The organism is Micromonospora sp. NPDC005707 (assembly GCF_040631005.1).
GTDB lineage: Bacteria > Actinomycetota > Actinomycetes > Mycobacteriales > Micromonosporaceae > Micromonospora.
In genome coordinates this window covers 72,297-88,678 of the sequence record NZ_JBEXYR010000020.1, presented here as the reverse complement: position 1 = coordinate 88,678, position 16,382 = coordinate 72,297, and the positions used below count along the sequence as shown (strand labels likewise).

Genomic DNA, 16,382 nt, shown 5'->3' with positions numbered 1-16,382 from the left:
TTCCTACGGGGGTCCGGTGAGCGCCCGCGCGGTGGCCTCACCGGTGACGGTGACGGTGTTCTGGAAGCCGAAGAGACCGAGCAGGTCCCGGCGGTAGGTGATGCGGACGCGTACCTGGATCTGCCGCTCGCCGGCGACCACCGGGAAGCTGACGGCGTGGTCGCGGACCCCGCCCGCGGCGCTCAGGTAGTCCGCGACGGCCTTCCGGGCGGCCACCTCGTCGATCTGCTTCGGGCCGCCCTCGATGGCGCGCGCCCGGTCGATCATCTGGCCGCCGCTGCGGGCCGCCTCGGCGGCCAGGTTGTCCGCGCGCTGCAAGGAGCGGAGCTGCCCGGCGCCGTCGTACGCCAGGCTGATGATCACGAGTACGCCGGTCATCGCCACGGCCAGGAAGAGGCTCACCCGGCCGCTCTCCGCCGCCCGCCGCCCGGTCATCCGCGGCTCCGGTAGGTGTCCAGCGGGGAGGTGAAGCTCGCCGATACGGTCTTGCCGTCCAGCGTCAGGGGCAGCCCGCGGGCCCGCAGGTCGTCGAAGGAGACCGTGCAGGTCACCGTGACCGTGACGGTCGCCGGCACCCCGGGCGCGCCGCGGTACGCGTTCCGGAAGCTGGTCTCCTCGCCTCCCACCGAGCCCCGGAAGGTCAACGCCGGCGGGGCCGTGCAGTGCAGCCCCGACCAGTCGAGCTGGCGCCGCGCGGCGTCCGTGGCGGCGGTCCGGCCGGTCCGGGCGTCCCGGGCGATCGAGGCGGCGCGGGCCGCGTCGTGCGCGGCCGATTCCACCGCCTCGTCGGCGACGGCCGTCCGGCCGGCCACCCCGGCCAGCACCATCAACCCGATGAAGGCGGGGGCGAGCACCGCCACCTCGATCGAGACGGAACCGCGGTCCCGCGCCATCCCCCTCACCCCGTCGTCCAGCGTTCGGCGGTGCCGTGCGCGGTCTGCCGCACCGGGAAGTGGACCCCCGGGATCACCGACAGGGAGCGCCCGCTGACGGTGCAGGTGACCTCGGTGGGGGTGCCCCCGGTGGCGATCACCTCGCAGGCGGGGCCCGGGTTCTGCCAGCCGACCAGCCAGTCCCCGGCGGCGTGCAGGAAGTTCGTGGCCCGGTCCCGGCCCGCGTCCGGCGGGGCCTGGAGCGCCCGCTGGGCGTTCACCCCGCTCTGCGCCGCGTTGAGGGCGGTGGACCGGGCGACGAACCAGACGGCGAGCTGGATCGAGGCGAAGAGCAGCACCAGGATCGCCGGCATCACCACCGCCAGCTCGACCGGGTTGGCGCCCCGCTCGGACCCGCCCGCGGCGAGGCGTCCTCGCAGGACCGTGGTGATGCGCCCCGGGCCGCACCGGCCGGTGGGCCGGCCGGCGGGCGCCGGCCGGCTCCGGTCCGTACGGGCGGGGCGGGGCATCACGGGGCCTTCGGCGCCGTGTTGTTGGGGATGGCGTTCATCCAGTTGTTGGCCTTGGCCAGGGCGAGCCCGGTGACCGCCATGGCCACCGCGACCAGGCCGAAGATGATCACCGCGGTCGGCACCGGGCTGTCGCCCCGCTCGCCGTCGCGCCGCAGCTCGGCCAGGCGGCTGCTCACCGCGGCGTAGAGATAGGTGTAGAGGTGCATGGGCTTCTCCTTCTCGGGGTGGGTTCACAGGCGGGCGAGGAACGGGTAGACGGCGAAGCCGAGCAGGACGAAGACCAGCAGCGAGCCGGGGATGTCCAGCCGGCTGGTCACCCCCTCGGCCCGGGCCAGGTTGTCGGTGCGGATCTGGTCGCGCAGCGAGTCGGCGCGGCTGCGCAGGGTCTCGTGGACCTGGGCGCCCTCGCTTCCGGAGGAGCGCATGATGGCCCCCACGTCGCCAAGCTCCGGGATGCCGATCCGGTCGGCCAGCTCCTGGAGCTCGTCCCAGGGGGAGTGCATCTGGAGCTGGGCGATCCGCAGCGCCTCCCGGATGCGGTCGAAGACCCAGCCGTCGCAGACCGCCGCCGCGCGTTCCAACGACTGCACCGGGCCGTGCGCGGCGGAGAGCTGCAACGCCACCAGGTCCAGGTAGGTGCAGACCGCCTGGCGGAACTCGTCCCGCGCGGCGTCCGCCCGGGCCAGCACCGCCCGGTGCGCGAGCAGGCCGGTGACCAGCGCCAGACCCAGGCTTCCGAGCACCGGTACGACCAGCGGCAGCGCCACCCCGCCCAGGAAGAGGACGGCCGAGGCGACCGCTGGGGTGGCGAACCCGACCAGCGCGGAGAGCAGCACGGACAGGGCGTACTGCTCGGGGGTCCGGTCGAGCAGGGCGAGCTGCCGGTGCGGCGGCCGCAGCCAGCGGGAGACACCGCCGAGCCAGTCCGGCCCGCTCCCGGCCACCGGAGCCTGGCCGGGCGGCTGGTGCAGCCGGCGCAGCGCCGGACCGAGCGCCGGGGTGGCCGGCAGCGCCTCGCGGACCACCAGGAACAGGCCCAGCCCGACCGCCGCCCCGCCCAGCACGGCGACGGCCAGCTGCCAGTTCACCATCATCGCGCCCGCCTTTCGTTCGCGACTGCGGGGCTCGCAAGCGCACTCCTCGCGCTCACGCGATCGCCTCCTCCGGGTCGGGCGCCGGCAGGAAGCGCGCCGGGCGGGGCGGCTGGCTCATCGACCGCACCCAGACCAGCAGCCCGACGAAGGTCGCACCGAGCACCGCCATGATCAGTTGCCCGAAGACCGTCCCGTACGGCCGCACGTAGTCGCTGTTGACCAGCCCGTACGCGAGCGTGGCCAGGGTCATCCCGGTGAGGAAGCGGACCGCGAACCGGGGCTGCGTCCGCTTCGCCTCGACCTCCCGCCGGGTGGCCACCTCGGCCGAGGCGGCGGTGGCGATCGAGCCGAGCACGTCGCCGAGGCGTTCGCCCCGGTCGGTGAGGTGCAGGATGAGCGCCGCGACCACCTGGTCGCAGACCGGGTCGGCGATCTCGTCGGCGAAGGCGAGCAGGGCGGACCTCGCCAGCCAGCCGGCCTGGAGGCGGGCCGCCAGGGTGCGTACCTCCTCCTGGATCTCCTCCGGCGCGGTGGCGATCGTGCCGATGATGGCCTGCTGGAGGCCCTGCCCGGTGCCGGAGATGTCCTTGAGCCGCCGGGTCCACTCGCCGACCGCCTCGATCCGGGCGATGGCCCGCTGCTCGGCCCGGCCCACCGCGAACAGCCACGGCACCCCGGGCACCGCCAGCGCCACCAGCAGGCCGACCACCGGCAGCCCGGTGAGCAGGAAGGCCAGCGCGCCGACCACCACGGCCGCGCCGAGCAGCAGCTGGTAGCGGTGCTGCTCCCGACGGCTGGCCCCGGAGCCGGTCCAGAGGCGGCTCAGCCCCGGCCCGGCGCCCGGGCCCGACCCGGCCGGCCGGCGGGTGCCGACCAGCGCGACCACCGCGAGCACCAACCCGGCCACGCACGCCGCCCCGGAGACCAGCGCGATCAGCTCGATCGTCGCCACGGGTTCACCGCCGTCCGAGCCGGGTGTGCCGGGGACGCCGCCAGGCGCCCGTGCCGGCCTCGATGAACCGGGTGAGCAGCCGGGCGTCGTAGCCGACCCGCAGCAGCTGGTCGCGGATCCGCTCGGGGAGGTGGCGGGGCACCGCCCGGCCGTCCGGTCCCGGGCCGAAGACGCTCGTGGTGGTGATGCGGTTGCCCTCGCCCACGCCGATGACCTCCTCGACGTGCGACACGAAGCGGTGCTTGCGGCCGCCGATCGCGGTCTCGTCCTCGACCGTGACGTAGACGATCAGGTCCAGCGCGTTGCCGGCCATCCGGCGGGCCTGGTCGACCGTCATCTCCCGGCCGTGGGCCAGCGCCAGCTCGATGATCCGTTCGCCCACACCGGCCGGGGTACGCGCGTGGATCGTGCACATCGACCCGCGGCTGGTGGTCATCGCCTGGAGCATCGGCACGATCTCCCGGGACCGCACCTCGCCGACGATGATCCGCAGCACGCCCATCCGCAGCGATACCGGGATCAGGTCGGCGATGCTGACCTCACCGGCCGGGCGACCGTCCAGCCCGCGCTCGCCGTGCCCCTCCCGGGACTCGAAGCTCATCACCGCCCGGTGCTTGTGCGCGCGGCGGGTCGGCAACAGCTCCCGGCTCTCCTCCAGCAGCACGTACGGCTCGTCGGCCGGGATCTCGTCCATCAGGGCCCGGATGACCGTGGTCTTCCCGGCCCCGGCGAGCCCGGCGACCATGATGTTCAGCCCGGCCCGCATGGCGGCGCGGAGGAAGTCGCGCAGCAGCGGGTCGATCATCTCGTCCAGGTCGGGCCGGCCACCGGCGATGTCCTCCAGGCTCACCGCGAGCGTGTTGTGCTTGCGGATCACCGCGTACGGGCGGTGGCTGACCAGGAAGACCGCGGCGAGCCGGCTGCCGTCGGGCAGTTGCAGGTCGAGCGTCGGCTTCGAGGTGGAGAGCGAGCGCTCGGTCGCCCCGGCCCGGCGGGCCGCCGCCTGGAGGATCTCGACCAGTTCGTCGTCGCTGTCGGCGATCGGCTCGGCCCAGTCGACGCCGCCGCCGTGCCGGGTGATGCGCACCTGGTCGCAGCCGAGGATGTGCACCTCCTCGATGGTGTCGTCGACCAGCAGCGTCTGGAGCCGGCCCAGACCGACCAGCTCGGCGGTCACCTGGTCGAGCAGCAGCCGCTCCTCGTCGGCGGCCATCGGCGTGCCGGCCCGGCGCACCGAGTCCGCGTACGCGGAGACCACCGCGACGGCCAGCCGGGCCCGCTCGACCTCCTCGGCGTCGGCGTCGAACTCCCGGCCGCGCTGCCAGAGGGTGAGCCGTTCGCTGAGTTCCCGGCGCAGCTCGCGGACCACCGCGAAGTCGACCCGGGGTCGGGGCGGCGGAGGCGCCGGCGCGGCCGGTGCGGCGGGCGGCGGGGGCACGTGGTGCCGCCCGTTCGGCGGGACCAGCGGCGGCACCGTCGACGTGGCGCCGGGCTGCTGCCCGCGCGGGTCGTGGGAGACCGGCTCAAACCGCACCGGACACCCCCGGCGTGCTCGGCGCGGTCACCGCGTGCGGGGCCGGTGCGCCCGGCCAGGCCAGGCGGGCCCGCCGCCGGTCCAGCAGCGCCCGGACCGGCACCTCCAGCTGGCCGGCCGCGCGCATGAGGGGCCGGTTGGCGCGTACGGTGCCGCCGTGCCCGAGCACCGCTGCGGTACGCGGGTCGAGCGGCAGCCGGGCGATCACCGGCAGCCGCAGCGCCTTGCTGATCTCGCTGCTGCCGTGCCCGTCCCCGATCACCAGCAGGCGCAGGGTGCCCGGGGGGACCCGGTGCTCGGCGAAGTCCCGCTCGATGGCCTTGACCGTGGCGCGGGTGGCGGACAGGTCGGGCAGGTGCGCCCGGGTCACCAGCAGCACCACGGCCGCGGCCCGCAGCACCGGCCACGGTGGACCGCCGACCTGCAACCGGCCACAGTCGACCAGCACGTCGTACGGCGGGACGCCCCGCTCCAGGGTCGTGAAGAAATCCGCGAAGCGCTGCCAGAGCGGGGTGACGCTGCCCGCCTGGGCCGGGTCGACCACGCCGGGCAGCAGCAGCCGTTCCCGCTTCGGCGCGTCCAGGTCGACGAGCTGGGACCAGAACGCGCTCTCCAGGTTGCCGTCCCGCAGCTCCCCGACGGCCAGCTCGCCGAGGCCGCGCGGGCCGTCGAGCGCCCCGCCCAGGTAGCCGGCCAGGACCGAGCCGCCCGCCGGGTCGCACTCGGCCAGCACGAGCCGCCGGTGCCAGCTCAGCGCGGCGGCCAGCGCGGCCGTGGTGACGCCGGGCGAGCCCTTCGCCGAGACCAGGGCGATGACCGCCATCAGGCCGCCCCGGTGAGCACGAGCGCGATCCGGTCGTCCGCGGCCAGCGCCACCACGGCCGGCACGTCCCGGACGGACAGCGCCAGGTAGACGACCACGTCGTCGTTCTCCGGCGCGGCGGTGTCGATCACCGTGGCCTCGAACCGGGTGCCGCCGCCGCGCGTCGCGCTGCTGCTGCCGGCGCTGCTGTCCGGGGTGCTGACCAGGAGCACCCGGTCGCCGGGGTGCAGCCTGCGGGCGGGCACCTGGCTCGGCTCCAGCCCCAGCGCGAGCTGCTGCTGCCCGGGGCCGAGCAGCGGGGCGTCGGTGAGCTGGGCGGGGGTCAGCAGCGTGCCCGGGGTGAGCCGGACGGCCGCCCGCAGGCCCAGCACCTCCTTGATCCGGTCGGCCCGTACCGGCTGGAGTTCCCGCCCGCCGGACACCCGCACCGGGACCAGGTCGTCGGCGCTGAGCTGCCGGCCGACCTCGACCGGCCGGGCCACCGCGAGGTAGCTGCCGGTGGACCGGACCGAGGTGACCGCGAAGGCCGCGCCGAGGCCGCCCAGGGCGATCAGCAGCACCGCCAGGCCGAGCAGGCCGGGGCGGATCCGCCGCTGCCGGACCACCTTGGGCGGTGCCACCGGCGCGTCCAGGGGAGTCCCGTTCCGCGTAGCCACACTCACTGCGCCACCTCCGTTCGCGACTGCGGGGCTCGCAAACCCGGCTCACTCCTCGCGCTCACCGTGTCACCACCTGAAGTTCGTTGATCTGGACCGGAACGGTGCCGCTGACCCGGCTCTGGGCGATGTCGCCGCTCGGACCGTCGTCGCCGGCGACCCAGTGGACGTTCCAGAAGGTCGTGGCGCTGACCCGGTAGGTGGCGGCCCGGGCGTAGCCGGTGTCGAGGCCGCAGTCGGGCGAGGTCCCGCCGGCCCGCGGGCCGTCGGCCGTGTAGGGCGTGCCCGGCCCCGTGCAGGTGACCTTCGTGCCGTCGCCCATGTCCCAGACGATCCGGGTCACCCTCGCGGTGATGCGGACGGTCAGCCCGCGGTCCGACGCGGAGGCGTGCAGCGGCCCGAAGTAGGAGGCTCCGCCGCTCGCCCACATCCAGACCGGCAGCCCCACGAGGCCGGGGCCCTTGCTGCGCCGGGGCGCCACCGCGACCCGGGGCGGCAGCAGCGAGATCGAGGCCAGCGCGCGGCGGGCCAGTTCCTCCGGGTCGGGCGGCGCGCCGTAACCGGGTGGCGGCCCGTCGCGCAGCACGACGCTCTGCGCGCCCAGGTCACCGCCGTTGCAGGTCTGCACGTACCACTGCTTGCCCTCGGGTGCCGTGGGCTGGGGTTCGGCCAGCTTGTAGTAGCAGCCGTCGCCGTTGTTGAACCAGCCGAGCAGGTCGTCGTAGCAGGGGATGACCCGGCCGTTCCACTGGCACTTCGCGGCGGCCCCGCCGCCGTCCCCGCCGCCACCGCCGGGGTTGCCGCCGCCGCCCGGCCCGCCCGGTGTGCCGGGCTCGTCGTCCCAGACGTTGCAGTCGTTCTGCCCGGGCGGGCATTCGCCGCCGGGGTCGCCGGCCCGGGCCGGCGCGCCGGTCAGCAGCAGCGCGGGCGCGCCGGTCAGCGCGAGCAGCAGCGCCAGGCCGGCGGTGAGCAGCAGTCGCCGGGGTGTCCCGGCCCGGGTCGGGCGGGCCGGGACACCCCTTCCTCCCCAGGTCAACACGGCTGGTCCTGGTGTCCGGCGCCGGCGCTGATCAGCCACCGGCCGTCCGGGTAGCGGGTGGCCGTGGCGGTCGCCAGGTAGCGCCCGCCGCGGGTGCCGGGCACGACCCGGCGGTCCTTGGCGTAGACGAGCCGGTAGCCGGTGGCGTCCAGGCAGTCCTGGATCTCCACGCTGGGCGGATCGGCGGCCAGGTCGACCGCGACCACGGTCGGGTCGGAAACCAGTTTTCCGGTACGCATCGCGCCATGCTCCTTCGCGTCACGAATTGCCACCCGCACCCGGGTCAGCAGCGGATCCGCCACGAATCGGGCCAGTGCGGGATGCCCGGGATCGCTGCGTGCGCTCGCCGCTCGGGACGCGTCGAGATAGCCGGAATAGGCGGCGAGAGCGGCTTTTCCGGCCGCCTCCTCCTCGGCGGTGGAATGCGCCGCGGGCGCCGCCGCGCCCGGAGTCAACGGGCCGGCCGTCGCCTCGGGCTCGCCGCCGCAACCGGCGGTCGCGGCCAGCAGAGCAAGGCTGAGCAGGCAGATTTCCCATCGGCGGGATTGCCGTGTGCGCAACGCCGGGCCCTCCTCGGTGGCGACCCGGAGCGGTCGCGTCAACGCACTCCGGGCATGCGGAAGCGCGCCCGGATGTGTGCGGCCGGGCCACTACTGCTACCGCTGCATTTACCTGTACGGATCTTTAACGAATTCGAAACCTGATGTCTCCGGTCGGCCTCCGACGCCAATTGTTCGGGGGTTGCGTCGTACCCAAGGGGCGAGCATAGGCTGACGTCCGCCGATGCAACAGAGGCAATTCACTCGAACACTCTGCGTGATGACAGGTGGTGGCGACCGGTGGGTGTCCGGACGACGACGAACGACCTCCGGCCCGGTCGGCCGGTGGCAGGAGTGCGTTCACCCGCACGCGACATCCGGTGTCCCGGGCACGGGTCACCGGGCGGTGGAATGGGGGGCAAGCGTCCCTCTGGTCCGATCCGTCCCCCCGGCCCCCGGGCCGCCCACCGGCCACCGGCCGCCGCCCACCCGGCCCCGGTCACCCGCCGGCGGTACGCCGTTTTCCGCGCCATCCGTGACACGGCGATGGGCCCGGATTCACTCTGCGTGCTCCAGATTGGAACCATGCGCGACCGTTCGGGGGAGCCGGCGTGACCGCCGAACAGGTCCGTGTCACCGCACCGACGGCCCCCGCCCGCCGGCCGGGCGTCCGGCTGCTGGCCACCCTGGCGGTCGTACCGCTGCTGCGGCTGGCGGTCGCGCGGTACGCCGTACCACCGGGGTCGCCCGACCGGGTGGGGTGCGACGGCTGCGGCGCGCCGATCAGCCTGGACCGGCCGGTGCCGGCGCTCGGGCCGGCGGCCCGCTGCGCGTCCTGCCGGGCGCGGGTGGGCGCGGCGCCGGTGGTGGTGGAGGTGGTCCTGGTCGCGGCGGTGGCGGCGGTGGCGCTCACCGGCGGGCCGGCCGGCGCGCGGGTGGCGGTCGCCTGGTGGCTCGCCTGGGCCGTGCCGCTGGCCGTGATCGACGCGGCGGTGCACCGGCTGCCGGACCGGCTGACCTGGCCGGCGGCGGCCGGGGCGTGGGTGCTGCTCGGGGTGGCCGCGCTGGCCGGGCCCGGCCCGGCGCCCTGGCTGCGAGCCACCGCGGCCGGGCTCGCCCTCGGCGCGGGCTTCGCCGCGACCACCCTGCTGCTCGGCCGGCGCGGGTTCGGTCTCGGCGACGCGAAGCTGGCGCTGGGTGCCGGGGCGTTGCTCGGCTGGTACGGCTGGCCGCCGCTGGTGGCCGGGCTGGTGCTCGCGGTCATGCTGTCGGCGGGGGCCGGCCTGGCGCTGCTGGCGGCCCGCCGGGTCCGCTGGTCCAGCCACCTGCCGTTCGGCCCGTTCCTCATCCTCGGCACCGCCGTCACCCTCGTGCTGACGACGTGAGCGCCGGCGGCGGCGAGCGGGTCAGCGCCGCGCGGGCCGGACCGCCGGGCGGGCGGCGGCGCGGCGGATCCGGCGGCGCAGGACCTCGGCCACCGGGCGGGCCAGCACCGGCGTGAGCAGCGTGCCGACCAGGACGCCGAGCAGCAGTCCGGCGGCCACGTCGTGCGGGTAGTGCACGCCCACGAAGGTGCGGGAGAACGCGGCCAGCACGGCGAGCGGGACGGCCACCAGGCCGATCCGGCGGTGCAGCAGCAGCGTGGCGGCGGCCAGCGCGCCCGCGATCGTGGCGTGGTTGCTCGGGAACGACCAGTCGCCGGCGGGCGGGCAGTGCCCGGCCACGATGACCAGGTCGGCCGGGCTACGACAGGGCCGGTCCTCGGCGATCAGGGTCTTCAACCCCTCGCTGGAGGCGTACGCGCAGACCACCGCGACCGGGGCGGCCAGGGCCAGCGCCCGGCCCCGGAGGTCGCGGCCGACCAGCCGGGCCAGCGCGGCCAGCACCAGCAGGACCCCGAGCAGGACGATCGCCCCCTCGGTGAAGTGCAGCGCGAACCAGTGCACCGGTTCCGGTGTGCGGTCGGCGAACTCGACGATGTCGTGGTACCAGTCGGCACTCACCTCGGGAACGTCTGTCACCAGGGCCTCGGTCATGAATCACCTCTCCAACCGTTCATACTCCGTTCACCTTGAGGGTGGCGGGGGAATGACAGTCGGGGCACCGAAGTCTCAGCCGCCTCTCAGCCGGGTCTGATCGGGTGGCCACGACGTACCGACCTCGGGAGGACCCGTGCCGCACAGCCCCCAGGGCGACGAGAGCTGGCGGATCCGCCGCACCGCGGCGGACCTGGACCGGCTCGGCGAGACCGAGTCGATCTTCGCGCTGGGCAACGGCTGGGTGGGCTGGCGCGGCACGCTCGACGAGGGTGAGCCGTACGAGATGCCGGGCACCTACCTCAACGGGTTCCACGAGCAGCGCGAGGTGAACTACCCCGAGAGCGGGTACGCCTTCCCCCAGCACAGCGACACCGTGATCAGCGCCCCGAACGCCGGCCTGGTCCGGCTCTGGGTCGCCGACGAGCCGCTGGACCTGCGGACCGGCACGGTCCGGCGGCACGAGCGGGTCCTCGACCTGCGCGCCGGGGTGGTCCGCCGGGAGACCGAGTGGATCTCGCCGGGCGGCCGGGGCGTACGGGTCCGCAGCACCCGGCTGGTCTCGCTGCCCCGCCGGCCGGTCGCCGCGGTCGACTACCAGGTCGAGCCGCTGGACGGGCCGGTCGACGTGCGGGTCGACGCCGACCTGCTCGCCAACGAGCGGGTGCCGGAACGCGCCGACGACCCGCGCGCCGCCTCGGTGATCCACGATCCGCTCATCCCCGAGACCGGCCGGCACGGCGGCACCGACGGGGTGCTGGTGCACCGCACCGAGCGCAGCGCCCAGCGGGTCGCCGTCGCGGTCGCCCACCTGGTCGACGCGCCGGGAACCGTCGGGACCGACAGCGAACTGACCGCCGACCGGTTCCGGCTGGCGGTCACCGGCCCGCTGCGCCCCGGCGAGCGGATCCGGGTCACGAAGTTCGCCGCGTACGAGTGCGCGCACGTCGACGGCACCCCGGCCGACGAGCTGGCCGACCTCGTCGTCGCGGAGGCCGAAGCGGCCCGGGCCGAGGGGTTCGCCGCCCTGCTCGACGCGCAGCGGGCCGCCCTCGACGCCGCCTGGGCCACCGGCGACGTCGAGCTCGACGGCGATCCGGAACTCCAGCAGGCCGTCCGGTTCGCCGTGTTCCACCTGCTCCAGTCCGGCCGCGCTGACGGCGACCGGACCATCCCGGCGAAGGGGCTGACCGGCAACGGCTACGACGGCCACGTGCTCTGGGACACCGAGGGCTACGTGCTGCCGGCGCTCACGTACCTGGCGCCCGGGCTGGCCCGCTCGGCGCTGCGCTGGCGGCACGCGCACCTGCCCGAGGCCCGGGACCGCGCGGCCGAGCTGTGCCTGGCCGGGGCCACCTTCCCGTGGCGGACCCTCGGCGGCCGGGAATGCTCCGGCTACTGGCCGGCCGGCACCGCCGGGCTGCACGTCAACGCCGACATCGCCGACGCGGTGCAGCGCTACGTCGCAGCCACCGGAGACGCGGAGTTCCTCGCCGAGTGCGGCGTCGAGCTGCTGGTGGAGACCGCCCGGCTCTGGCACCGGTACGGCCACTGGTCCGACACCGGCACCTTCCACCTGACCGGGCTCACCGGCCCCGACGAGTACTCCGCGCTGGTCGACGACAACCTCTTCACCAACCTGATGGTCCGGCGCAACCTGCGCGGTGCGGCCGACGCCGCCGAGCGCTTCCCCGAGGCGGCCGCCCGGCTCGGCGTGGACCCGGCCGAGGTGGCCGCCTGGCGGGCCGCCGCCGACGCGATGCACGTCCCCTACGACGGCAAGCGGGGAGTGCACCAGCAGTCGGCCGGCTTCACCGAGCAGCCCGAGTGGGACTTCGCGAACACCCGCGCGGACGACTACCCGCTGCTGCTGCACTTCCCCTACCTGGAGCTGTACCGCCGGCAGGTGATCAAGCAGGCCGACCTCGTGCTGGCCATGCTGTGCTGCCCCGGCGAGTTCACCGCCGAGGAGAAGGCCCGCAACTTCGCGTACTACGAGGCCCGGACCGTCCGGGACTCGTCGCTGTCGGCGTCCGTGCAGGCGATCCTCGCCGCCGAGGTCGGCCACCTGGACCTGGCGTACGACCTGTTCGCCGAGACCGCGTTGCAGGATCTCGAGGACCTCGGCGACAAGACCGCCGACGGGCTGCACCTGGCCTCGCTGGCCGGCGCCTGGCTGGTGGTGGCGCAGGGCTTCAGCGGCCTGCGTGACGACCGGGGCGTGCTTGCGTTCGACCCGCGGCTGCCGCGCCGGATCACCCGGCTCGCCTTCCACCTGCGCTGGCACGGGCACCGGCTGCGGATCACGCTGACCCCGGACTCGGCCCGCTACGAGCTGCCCGACGGTGGCCCGGCCGACGCGGTCGAGCTGTGGCACGCCGGCGAACGGCTCCGGGTGACCGGGGTGGCACCGGCGACCCGGCCCATGCCGCCCGTGCCGGACCCCGGGCCCGAGCCGCCGTCACCACCCGGCCGCCGGCCGGCCCGCCGCGCTCAGGCGGAGGTGGGCGGCGCCGGCTGACTCGGCACGCCCGACATCCGCCCGACGATCTCCTCCAGCTCCTCGAAGGCGTACGCCCAGTTGTGGCACTTGAAGCTGCGCAGCCCCTCGATCGGGGTGCGGCAGTCGGCGCAGTGCACGCCCGGGATGGCCTCCGGCACCTCGGTGTTGACGTACTTGCGTTCGCCGAGGACGACCCGCGCGATCATCCCGCGGTCGTGCACCCCGTGCAGCGCGGAGGAGACGATGTCGTACCAGTTCACCCGGCGACCGCACTTCGGGCAGTCCGGCTCGTCGCCGCTCACCCACAGCGGGGCGCCGATGCTCCGCGCCGGCATGTTCAGCAGCTTCTCCAGCCGGCGCACGTCCGACTCCGGCGTGGTCCAGCGGTGCCGGCCCGGCAGCGAGGCGGGTGAGTCGTAGACGGCGCGGAACACCACCGGGTCGACCTCCACGGTCTCCCGTCCACTGGTCATCGGTACCTCCTCGGCTCGGCTGGTCCCACCGTCGTACCAGGTGAACGGCGCCGACAACCGGATCACGGACACGACGGGCGGTGTGTCGCTGGAAGGCCGAACGTCGTCACCACGACGGTCGCCGCGACAACCGTTGATCGTCAACCGTAGGACGCTCAGGAGCCGGTGGCCTGGAACCTGCGGAGCGCGGCTTCAGCGAGCTGGGTGAGGTATCTGTCGCCGCCGGGTTGGTTGCCCTGCTCCTTGACGGCCACCAACGTGGTTCCGGTCCGGATGACGATGCTGTCCCACTCCAACGGCTCAGACCCGAACGTCCTGCAACTGACGTGGACACTGTCATCGCCCAGCCGCGGCCCTGGCGCCACCGCGAAGCGGTACCTGTCGCCGACGCCGGCCCCGGACGACACGACGACGGTGGGGCAACGGCCGATGAAGGTTCGCAGGTCGGTCATTGCTCGCCGTGCACCGTCATCGGCATAGGTCCTGAGGACCTCGGTACCCACCCACCCCCAGCCATCGGGATCCGCGTCATAGCTGATGGTGGCTGCGGCCATCGCTGACGGCGTCCCGGTCAGCCGCGCGGCCGACAGGAGCGGAATCATGCTGTCCGAACAGGACACGCCGACATCTGAGCGCCGATCCCCAGCATCCGCCGCCATCACGGCCGCGATATCCACAGCGAATCCGGGCGGCACCGAGTCCGCGGCCAGCAGGCGTGCGGACAGCGCCGCCGAGTAGCCGGCTCCGCCGGTCGCCGGAACCTCCGGGGAGGCTGGCTTCGTGGCGGTGGCCGAGCCCGTCGCCCGCGCCGTGGAGGGGATCGTTTCGCCCGCCGATCGGTCGGCGTTGTGAGCCGTTGAAGGACCGCACGCGGTCACCATGCAGACGGCCACCACAGCGGCTGACCCACGCCGCACCATCCTGAGCACCGGGCAGACTCCACCTCTCGCGGAAGACGCGTCAACCTACCAGCGTGACGCCCTTGGCCCGCGGGTCGGCCGATCGTGACCGTTGAGGGACCGTCGCGTGATGTCGCCCTGGCACGATGCGGCCATGCGCAGACAGTCAGCTCCGTGGATTCTGATTCCGCTGCTGGGGCTCCTGGCGGCCTGCACCCCACCTGACGAGCCGATCGTCGCCCTGGCTGTCCAGGATGGTCAGCCGGTCGGTGTCCTCGTCACCTGCGACGGTGACTCGTTCTCCCAGCTCAGTGTGTTCGAGAACGATGCCGGGAACGACCAGGGCGACCACACGCTGATCAGCTGGGCGGTCGATGGCACGCCGACGAGCGAAACCGTCGAGGTCCACCTTCTCGGCCAGCCGCCCGAGGGTTGGAAGGTGCGCGAGAGCCGCGACCTCCCTGCCTCGGAGGCAGGCGTCGCCGTGAAGACCGAACCGCTCACCGAGCTGAAGCCTGGAGTCAGGTACAGCCTCTCCGGATCGAGCCACCGCAGCGCGATCTCCGTACCCTTCACCGTTTCGGACTTCGCGCGGATCACCCCGGACAAGGTGCTGGCGCCGACCGACCACGACACGATGAAGATCATGTCGCGGGACGCCTTCGTCGGCGCAGCCCGCGACAGCTGCGCCTGAACCGGCTTCCCGGTAGCGGCTTTCTCTCCCCGGAGGTGAGTGAGCCCACCCGCCAGCAGGCTTTCCGTCCCGGTTCCCGGCTGCCAGGGTGACGTCATGATTGACAGTGCGGTGACGCGCCGCGTCGTGGGCGACTTCCTCCGCTTCGTACGCTCCGGCCAAGAGCCGCAGCGAGCGGCGGAGTTCATGGCATCGACGGTGCGTGCCCACCAGGTGCAGTCCGAGGACCTGTCCACGGTTGAACGGACCCCGGACGACTACGCCGAGCACGTCCGGGAGATGACGGCCACCTGGGGCGCGTTCGACCTCACGATCGAAGAATTCCTGGTTGACGGTGCGCGAGCGCATGTCCGGCTGGCCCAGGTGGGCCATCATCTCGCGCCGCTGGATGGCCTTGCACCGACCGGCCGAACCGTCCGCCAGATCAACTCGGTCGTCTATCACGTCGAGGACGGACTGATCACCGAGTACTGGATCCAGATCGATAGAGCCGGTCTGCTGGCCCAACTCAGGGACGGTTCCTGACGACATCGCCCAGGTGCGAGTGCAATCTGCCCGAGAATGTATGCCGACCCGTCCAGGACCCGAGGATGCCGCAGTGAGCGGCAGTGAGCGAGGACAGACGACGATGACGCCGGTGGGCACGGCGGAGACCGGGCAGGGCGGCGCCGGCCGCCGGGACACCGACGCCCGGACCTGGCACGCGCGCATCCGCCGGGCGCTGACCGCCGCCTCCCGGCCGGACCCGTGGAAGCGCGGCCGGGTGCTCGCGGCGCTGGCGCTGCTGCTCGGGCTGCTCATGCTGCTGCACGCCGAGGTCCCGAACCGGATCGGGAACCTCGGCAGCCTGGTGGAGACCTTCCTGCCGTGGTTCGGGCTGTTCATCCCCGTACTGCTGGTCGGGGCGCTGTGGCGCCGCTCCGCCTCCGCGGTGGCCGCGCTGCTGTTGCCGGTCCTGGTGTGGCTGAACCTCTTCGGCGGGCTGCTCGGCGACAAGTCCCAGCCGGGCAGCGGCCTCACCGTGGCCGAGCACAATGTCGGCGCCGGCAATCCCGACCCGGCCCGCACCGCTCGCGACCTGGCCGCCTCCGGGGCCGACGTGCTGGCCCTGGTGGAGGTGACCGAGCAGGCCCGGGGCACCTACGAGAACGAGCTGGCGAAGGCGTACCCGTACCACGCGGTGGAGGGCACAGTCGGGCTGTGGAGCAAGCTGCCGCTGTCGGAGACCCAGCCGGTCGACACCAAGATGGACTACGGGCCGCTCGCGGACACCAAGCCGCTCGACGTCAAGATGGCCTACAACCGGGCGCTGCGCACCACGGTGACCACGAGCCAGGGCCCGGTGGCGGTGTATGTAGCCCACCTGGGATCCGCGCGGGTGAACCCCCGTGCGGGCTTCTGGACGACCCACCGGGACAGGAACGCGCAGGCGCTCGGCGAGGCCATCGCCGCCGAGCAGAACGAGCGGGTGGTGCTGCTCGGTGACCTGAACGGCGCCATGGACGACCGCGCGTTCGCCGGCATCACCTCGGAGCTGCGCTCGGCCCAGGACGAGGCCGGGAACGGCTTCGGCTTCACCTGGCCGGCGCAGTTCCCGGTGGTGCGGATCGACCAGATCCTGGTGAGAGGCGTGAAGCCGGAGAGCTCGTGGGTGCTGCCGGCCACCGGCAGCGACCACCTGCCGGTGGCGGCCCGAATCGCGCCGTGATCACCGCGCTCCGAGGCCCGGTGGGGG

The 16,382-nt window shown here is 74.1% G+C and carries 19 protein-coding genes; 5 read left to right on the top strand and 14 right to left on the bottom strand.

Annotated elements, in window-relative coordinates; genetic code table 11:
* Positions 1-3 precede the first annotated feature (3 nt).
* Genes ABZ452_RS29540 through ABZ452_RS29490 form a run of 11 tightly spaced genes read right to left on the bottom strand, consistent with a single transcriptional unit; the run spans position 4 to position 8,063 of the window.
* Positions 4-435: a hypothetical protein gene (locus ABZ452_RS29540; RefSeq protein WP_357949785.1), complete on the bottom strand. Its 432-nt coding sequence runs from the start codon at positions 433-435 to the stop codon at positions 4-6.
* Positions 432-893, bottom strand: coding sequence for a TadE/TadG family type IV pilus assembly protein (locus tag ABZ452_RS29535; RefSeq protein WP_357949782.1), 462 nt, complete (start codon positions 891-893; stop codon positions 432-434). The genes ABZ452_RS29540 and ABZ452_RS29535 overlap by 4 nt, the downstream gene beginning before the upstream one ends.
* Before the next feature lie 5 nt (positions 894-898).
* Positions 899-1,402, bottom strand: coding sequence for a TadE family protein (locus tag ABZ452_RS29530; protein ID WP_357949780.1), 504 nt, complete (start codon positions 1,400-1,402; stop codon positions 899-901).
* A complete protein-coding gene (locus ABZ452_RS29525) occupies positions 1,402-1,611 on the bottom strand; it encodes a hypothetical protein (protein ID WP_357949778.1) in 210 nt (69 codons plus the stop codon). The genes ABZ452_RS29530 and ABZ452_RS29525 overlap by 1 nt, the downstream gene beginning before the upstream one ends.
* A gap of 24 nt (positions 1,612-1,635) precedes the next feature.
* Positions 1,636-2,496: a type II secretion system F family protein gene (locus tag ABZ452_RS29520; protein WP_357949840.1), complete on the bottom strand. Its 861-nt coding sequence runs from the start codon at positions 2,494-2,496 to the stop codon at positions 1,636-1,638.
* Between the two features lie 55 nt (positions 2,497-2,551).
* Positions 2,552-3,451 (bottom strand): type II secretion system F family protein, encoded by a 900-nt coding sequence (locus ABZ452_RS29515; protein WP_357949775.1) that lies wholly within the window; start codon positions 3,449-3,451, stop codon positions 2,552-2,554.
* A 4-nt stretch (positions 3,452-3,455) separates the two neighbouring features.
* Positions 3,456-4,985: a CpaF/VirB11 family protein gene (locus ABZ452_RS29510; protein ID WP_357949773.1), complete on the bottom strand. Its 1,530-nt coding sequence runs from the start codon at positions 4,983-4,985 to the stop codon at positions 3,456-3,458.
* Complete coding sequence (locus ABZ452_RS29505) at positions 4,975-5,808, bottom strand: ParA family protein (protein WP_357949771.1); 834 nt, start codon at positions 5,806-5,808, stop codon at positions 4,975-4,977. The genes ABZ452_RS29510 and ABZ452_RS29505 overlap by 11 nt, the downstream gene beginning before the upstream one ends.
* Complete coding sequence (locus ABZ452_RS29500; RefSeq protein ID WP_357949768.1) at positions 5,808-6,470, bottom strand: SAF domain-containing protein; 663 nt, start codon at positions 6,468-6,470, stop codon at positions 5,808-5,810. Before ABZ452_RS29500 ends, ABZ452_RS29505 begins: the two co-directional genes overlap by 1 nt.
* Before the next feature lie 55 nt (positions 6,471-6,525).
* Complete coding sequence (locus ABZ452_RS29495) at positions 6,526-7,503, bottom strand: hypothetical protein (protein WP_357949766.1); 978 nt, start codon at positions 7,501-7,503, stop codon at positions 6,526-6,528.
* Positions 7,497-8,063 carry a hypothetical protein gene (locus ABZ452_RS29490; RefSeq protein WP_357949763.1) on the bottom strand — a complete coding sequence of 189 codons (567 nt, stop codon included), beginning with the start codon at positions 8,061-8,063 and terminating at the stop codon, positions 7,497-7,499. Before ABZ452_RS29490 ends, ABZ452_RS29495 begins: the two co-directional genes overlap by 7 nt.
* A 590-nt stretch (positions 8,064-8,653) precedes the next feature.
* Between ABZ452_RS29490 and ABZ452_RS29485 the strand changes: the two genes are divergently transcribed.
* Positions 8,654-9,427, top strand: a complete 774-nt coding sequence (locus ABZ452_RS29485) for an A24 family peptidase (protein ID WP_357949761.1) — start codon at positions 8,654-8,656, stop codon at positions 9,425-9,427.
* 21 nt (positions 9,428-9,448) lie between these two features.
* Here ABZ452_RS29485 and ABZ452_RS29480 read toward each other — a convergent pair whose 3' ends face one another.
* Positions 9,449-10,078: a phosphatase PAP2 family protein gene (locus ABZ452_RS29480; RefSeq protein WP_357949758.1), complete on the bottom strand. Its 630-nt coding sequence runs from the start codon at positions 10,076-10,078 to the stop codon at positions 9,449-9,451.
* Between the two features lie 136 nt (positions 10,079-10,214).
* Between ABZ452_RS29480 and ABZ452_RS29475 the strand changes: the two genes are divergently transcribed.
* On the top strand, positions 10,215-12,599 hold the full coding sequence (locus ABZ452_RS29475) for a glycosyl hydrolase family 65 protein (protein WP_357949756.1): 2,385 nt from the start codon (positions 10,215-10,217) through the stop codon (positions 12,597-12,599).
* On the opposite strand, the gene ABZ452_RS29470 is transcribed toward ABZ452_RS29475, so the two are convergent.
* Positions 12,572-13,054 carry a hypothetical protein gene (locus ABZ452_RS29470; protein WP_357949753.1) on the bottom strand — a complete coding sequence of 161 codons (483 nt, stop codon included), beginning with the start codon at positions 13,052-13,054 and terminating at the stop codon, positions 12,572-12,574. The two genes, ABZ452_RS29475 and ABZ452_RS29470, sit on opposite strands and share 28 nt — an antisense overlap.
* Before the next feature lie 155 nt (positions 13,055-13,209).
* Positions 13,210-13,983: a hypothetical protein gene (locus ABZ452_RS29465; RefSeq protein WP_357949751.1), complete on the bottom strand. Its 774-nt coding sequence runs from the start codon at positions 13,981-13,983 to the stop codon at positions 13,210-13,212.
* 100 nt (positions 13,984-14,083) lie between these two features.
* Here ABZ452_RS29465 and ABZ452_RS29460 point away from each other — a divergent pair, with 100 nt between their 5' ends.
* The 3 genes from ABZ452_RS29460 to ABZ452_RS29450 all read left to right on the top strand — a co-directional run bounded on the left by ABZ452_RS29460 (position 14,084) and on the right by ABZ452_RS29450 (position 16,355).
* Positions 14,084-14,647: a hypothetical protein gene (locus ABZ452_RS29460; RefSeq protein ID WP_357949748.1), complete on the top strand. Its 564-nt coding sequence runs from the start codon at positions 14,084-14,086 to the stop codon at positions 14,645-14,647.
* 96 nt (positions 14,648-14,743) lie between these two features.
* Positions 14,744-15,172: an ester cyclase gene (locus ABZ452_RS29455; protein WP_357949745.1), complete on the top strand. Its 429-nt coding sequence runs from the start codon at positions 14,744-14,746 to the stop codon at positions 15,170-15,172.
* A gap of 73 nt (positions 15,173-15,245) precedes the next feature.
* On the top strand, positions 15,246-16,355 hold the full coding sequence (locus ABZ452_RS29450; protein ID WP_357949742.1) for an endonuclease/exonuclease/phosphatase family protein: 1,110 nt from the start codon (positions 15,246-15,248) through the stop codon (positions 16,353-16,355).
* Positions 16,356-16,382: the final 27 nt, after the last annotated feature.

What these genes read in the sequence shown, in the direction of transcription:
- ABZ452_RS29540 (WP_357949785.1), bottom strand. Translation starts at nt 435, where the DNA reads ATGACCGGGCGGCGGGCGGCGGAGAGCGGCCGGGTGAGCCTCTTCCTG.
- ABZ452_RS29535 (WP_357949782.1), bottom strand. Translation starts at nt 893, where the DNA reads ATGGCGCGGGACCGCGGTTCCGTCTCGATCGAGGTGGCGGTGCTCGCC.
- ABZ452_RS29530 (WP_357949780.1), bottom strand. Translation starts at nt 1,402, where the DNA reads ATGCCCCGCCCCGCCCGTACGGACCGGAGCCGGCCGGCGCCCGCCGGC.
- ABZ452_RS29525 (WP_357949778.1), bottom strand. Translation starts at nt 1,611, where the DNA reads ATGCACCTCTACACCTATCTCTACGCCGCGGTGAGCAGCCGCCTGGCC.
- ABZ452_RS29520 (WP_357949840.1), bottom strand. Translation starts at nt 2,496, where the DNA reads ATGGTGAACTGGCAGCTGGCCGTCGCCGTGCTGGGCGGGGCGGCGGTC.
- ABZ452_RS29505 (WP_357949771.1), bottom strand. Translation starts at nt 5,808, where the DNA reads ATGGCGGTCATCGCCCTGGTCTCGGCGAAGGGCTCGCCCGGCGTCACC.
- ABZ452_RS29480 (WP_357949758.1), bottom strand. Translation starts at nt 10,078, where the DNA reads ATGACCGAGGCCCTGGTGACAGACGTTCCCGAGGTGAGTGCCGACTGG.
- ABZ452_RS29470 (WP_357949753.1), bottom strand. Translation starts at nt 13,054, where the DNA reads ATGACCAGTGGACGGGAGACCGTGGAGGTCGACCCGGTGGTGTTCCGC.
- ABZ452_RS29460 (WP_357949748.1), top strand. Translation starts at nt 14,084, where the DNA reads ATGTCGCCCTGGCACGATGCGGCCATGCGCAGACAGTCAGCTCCGTGG.
- ABZ452_RS29455 (WP_357949745.1), top strand. Translation starts at nt 14,744, where the DNA reads ATGATTGACAGTGCGGTGACGCGCCGCGTCGTGGGCGACTTCCTCCGC.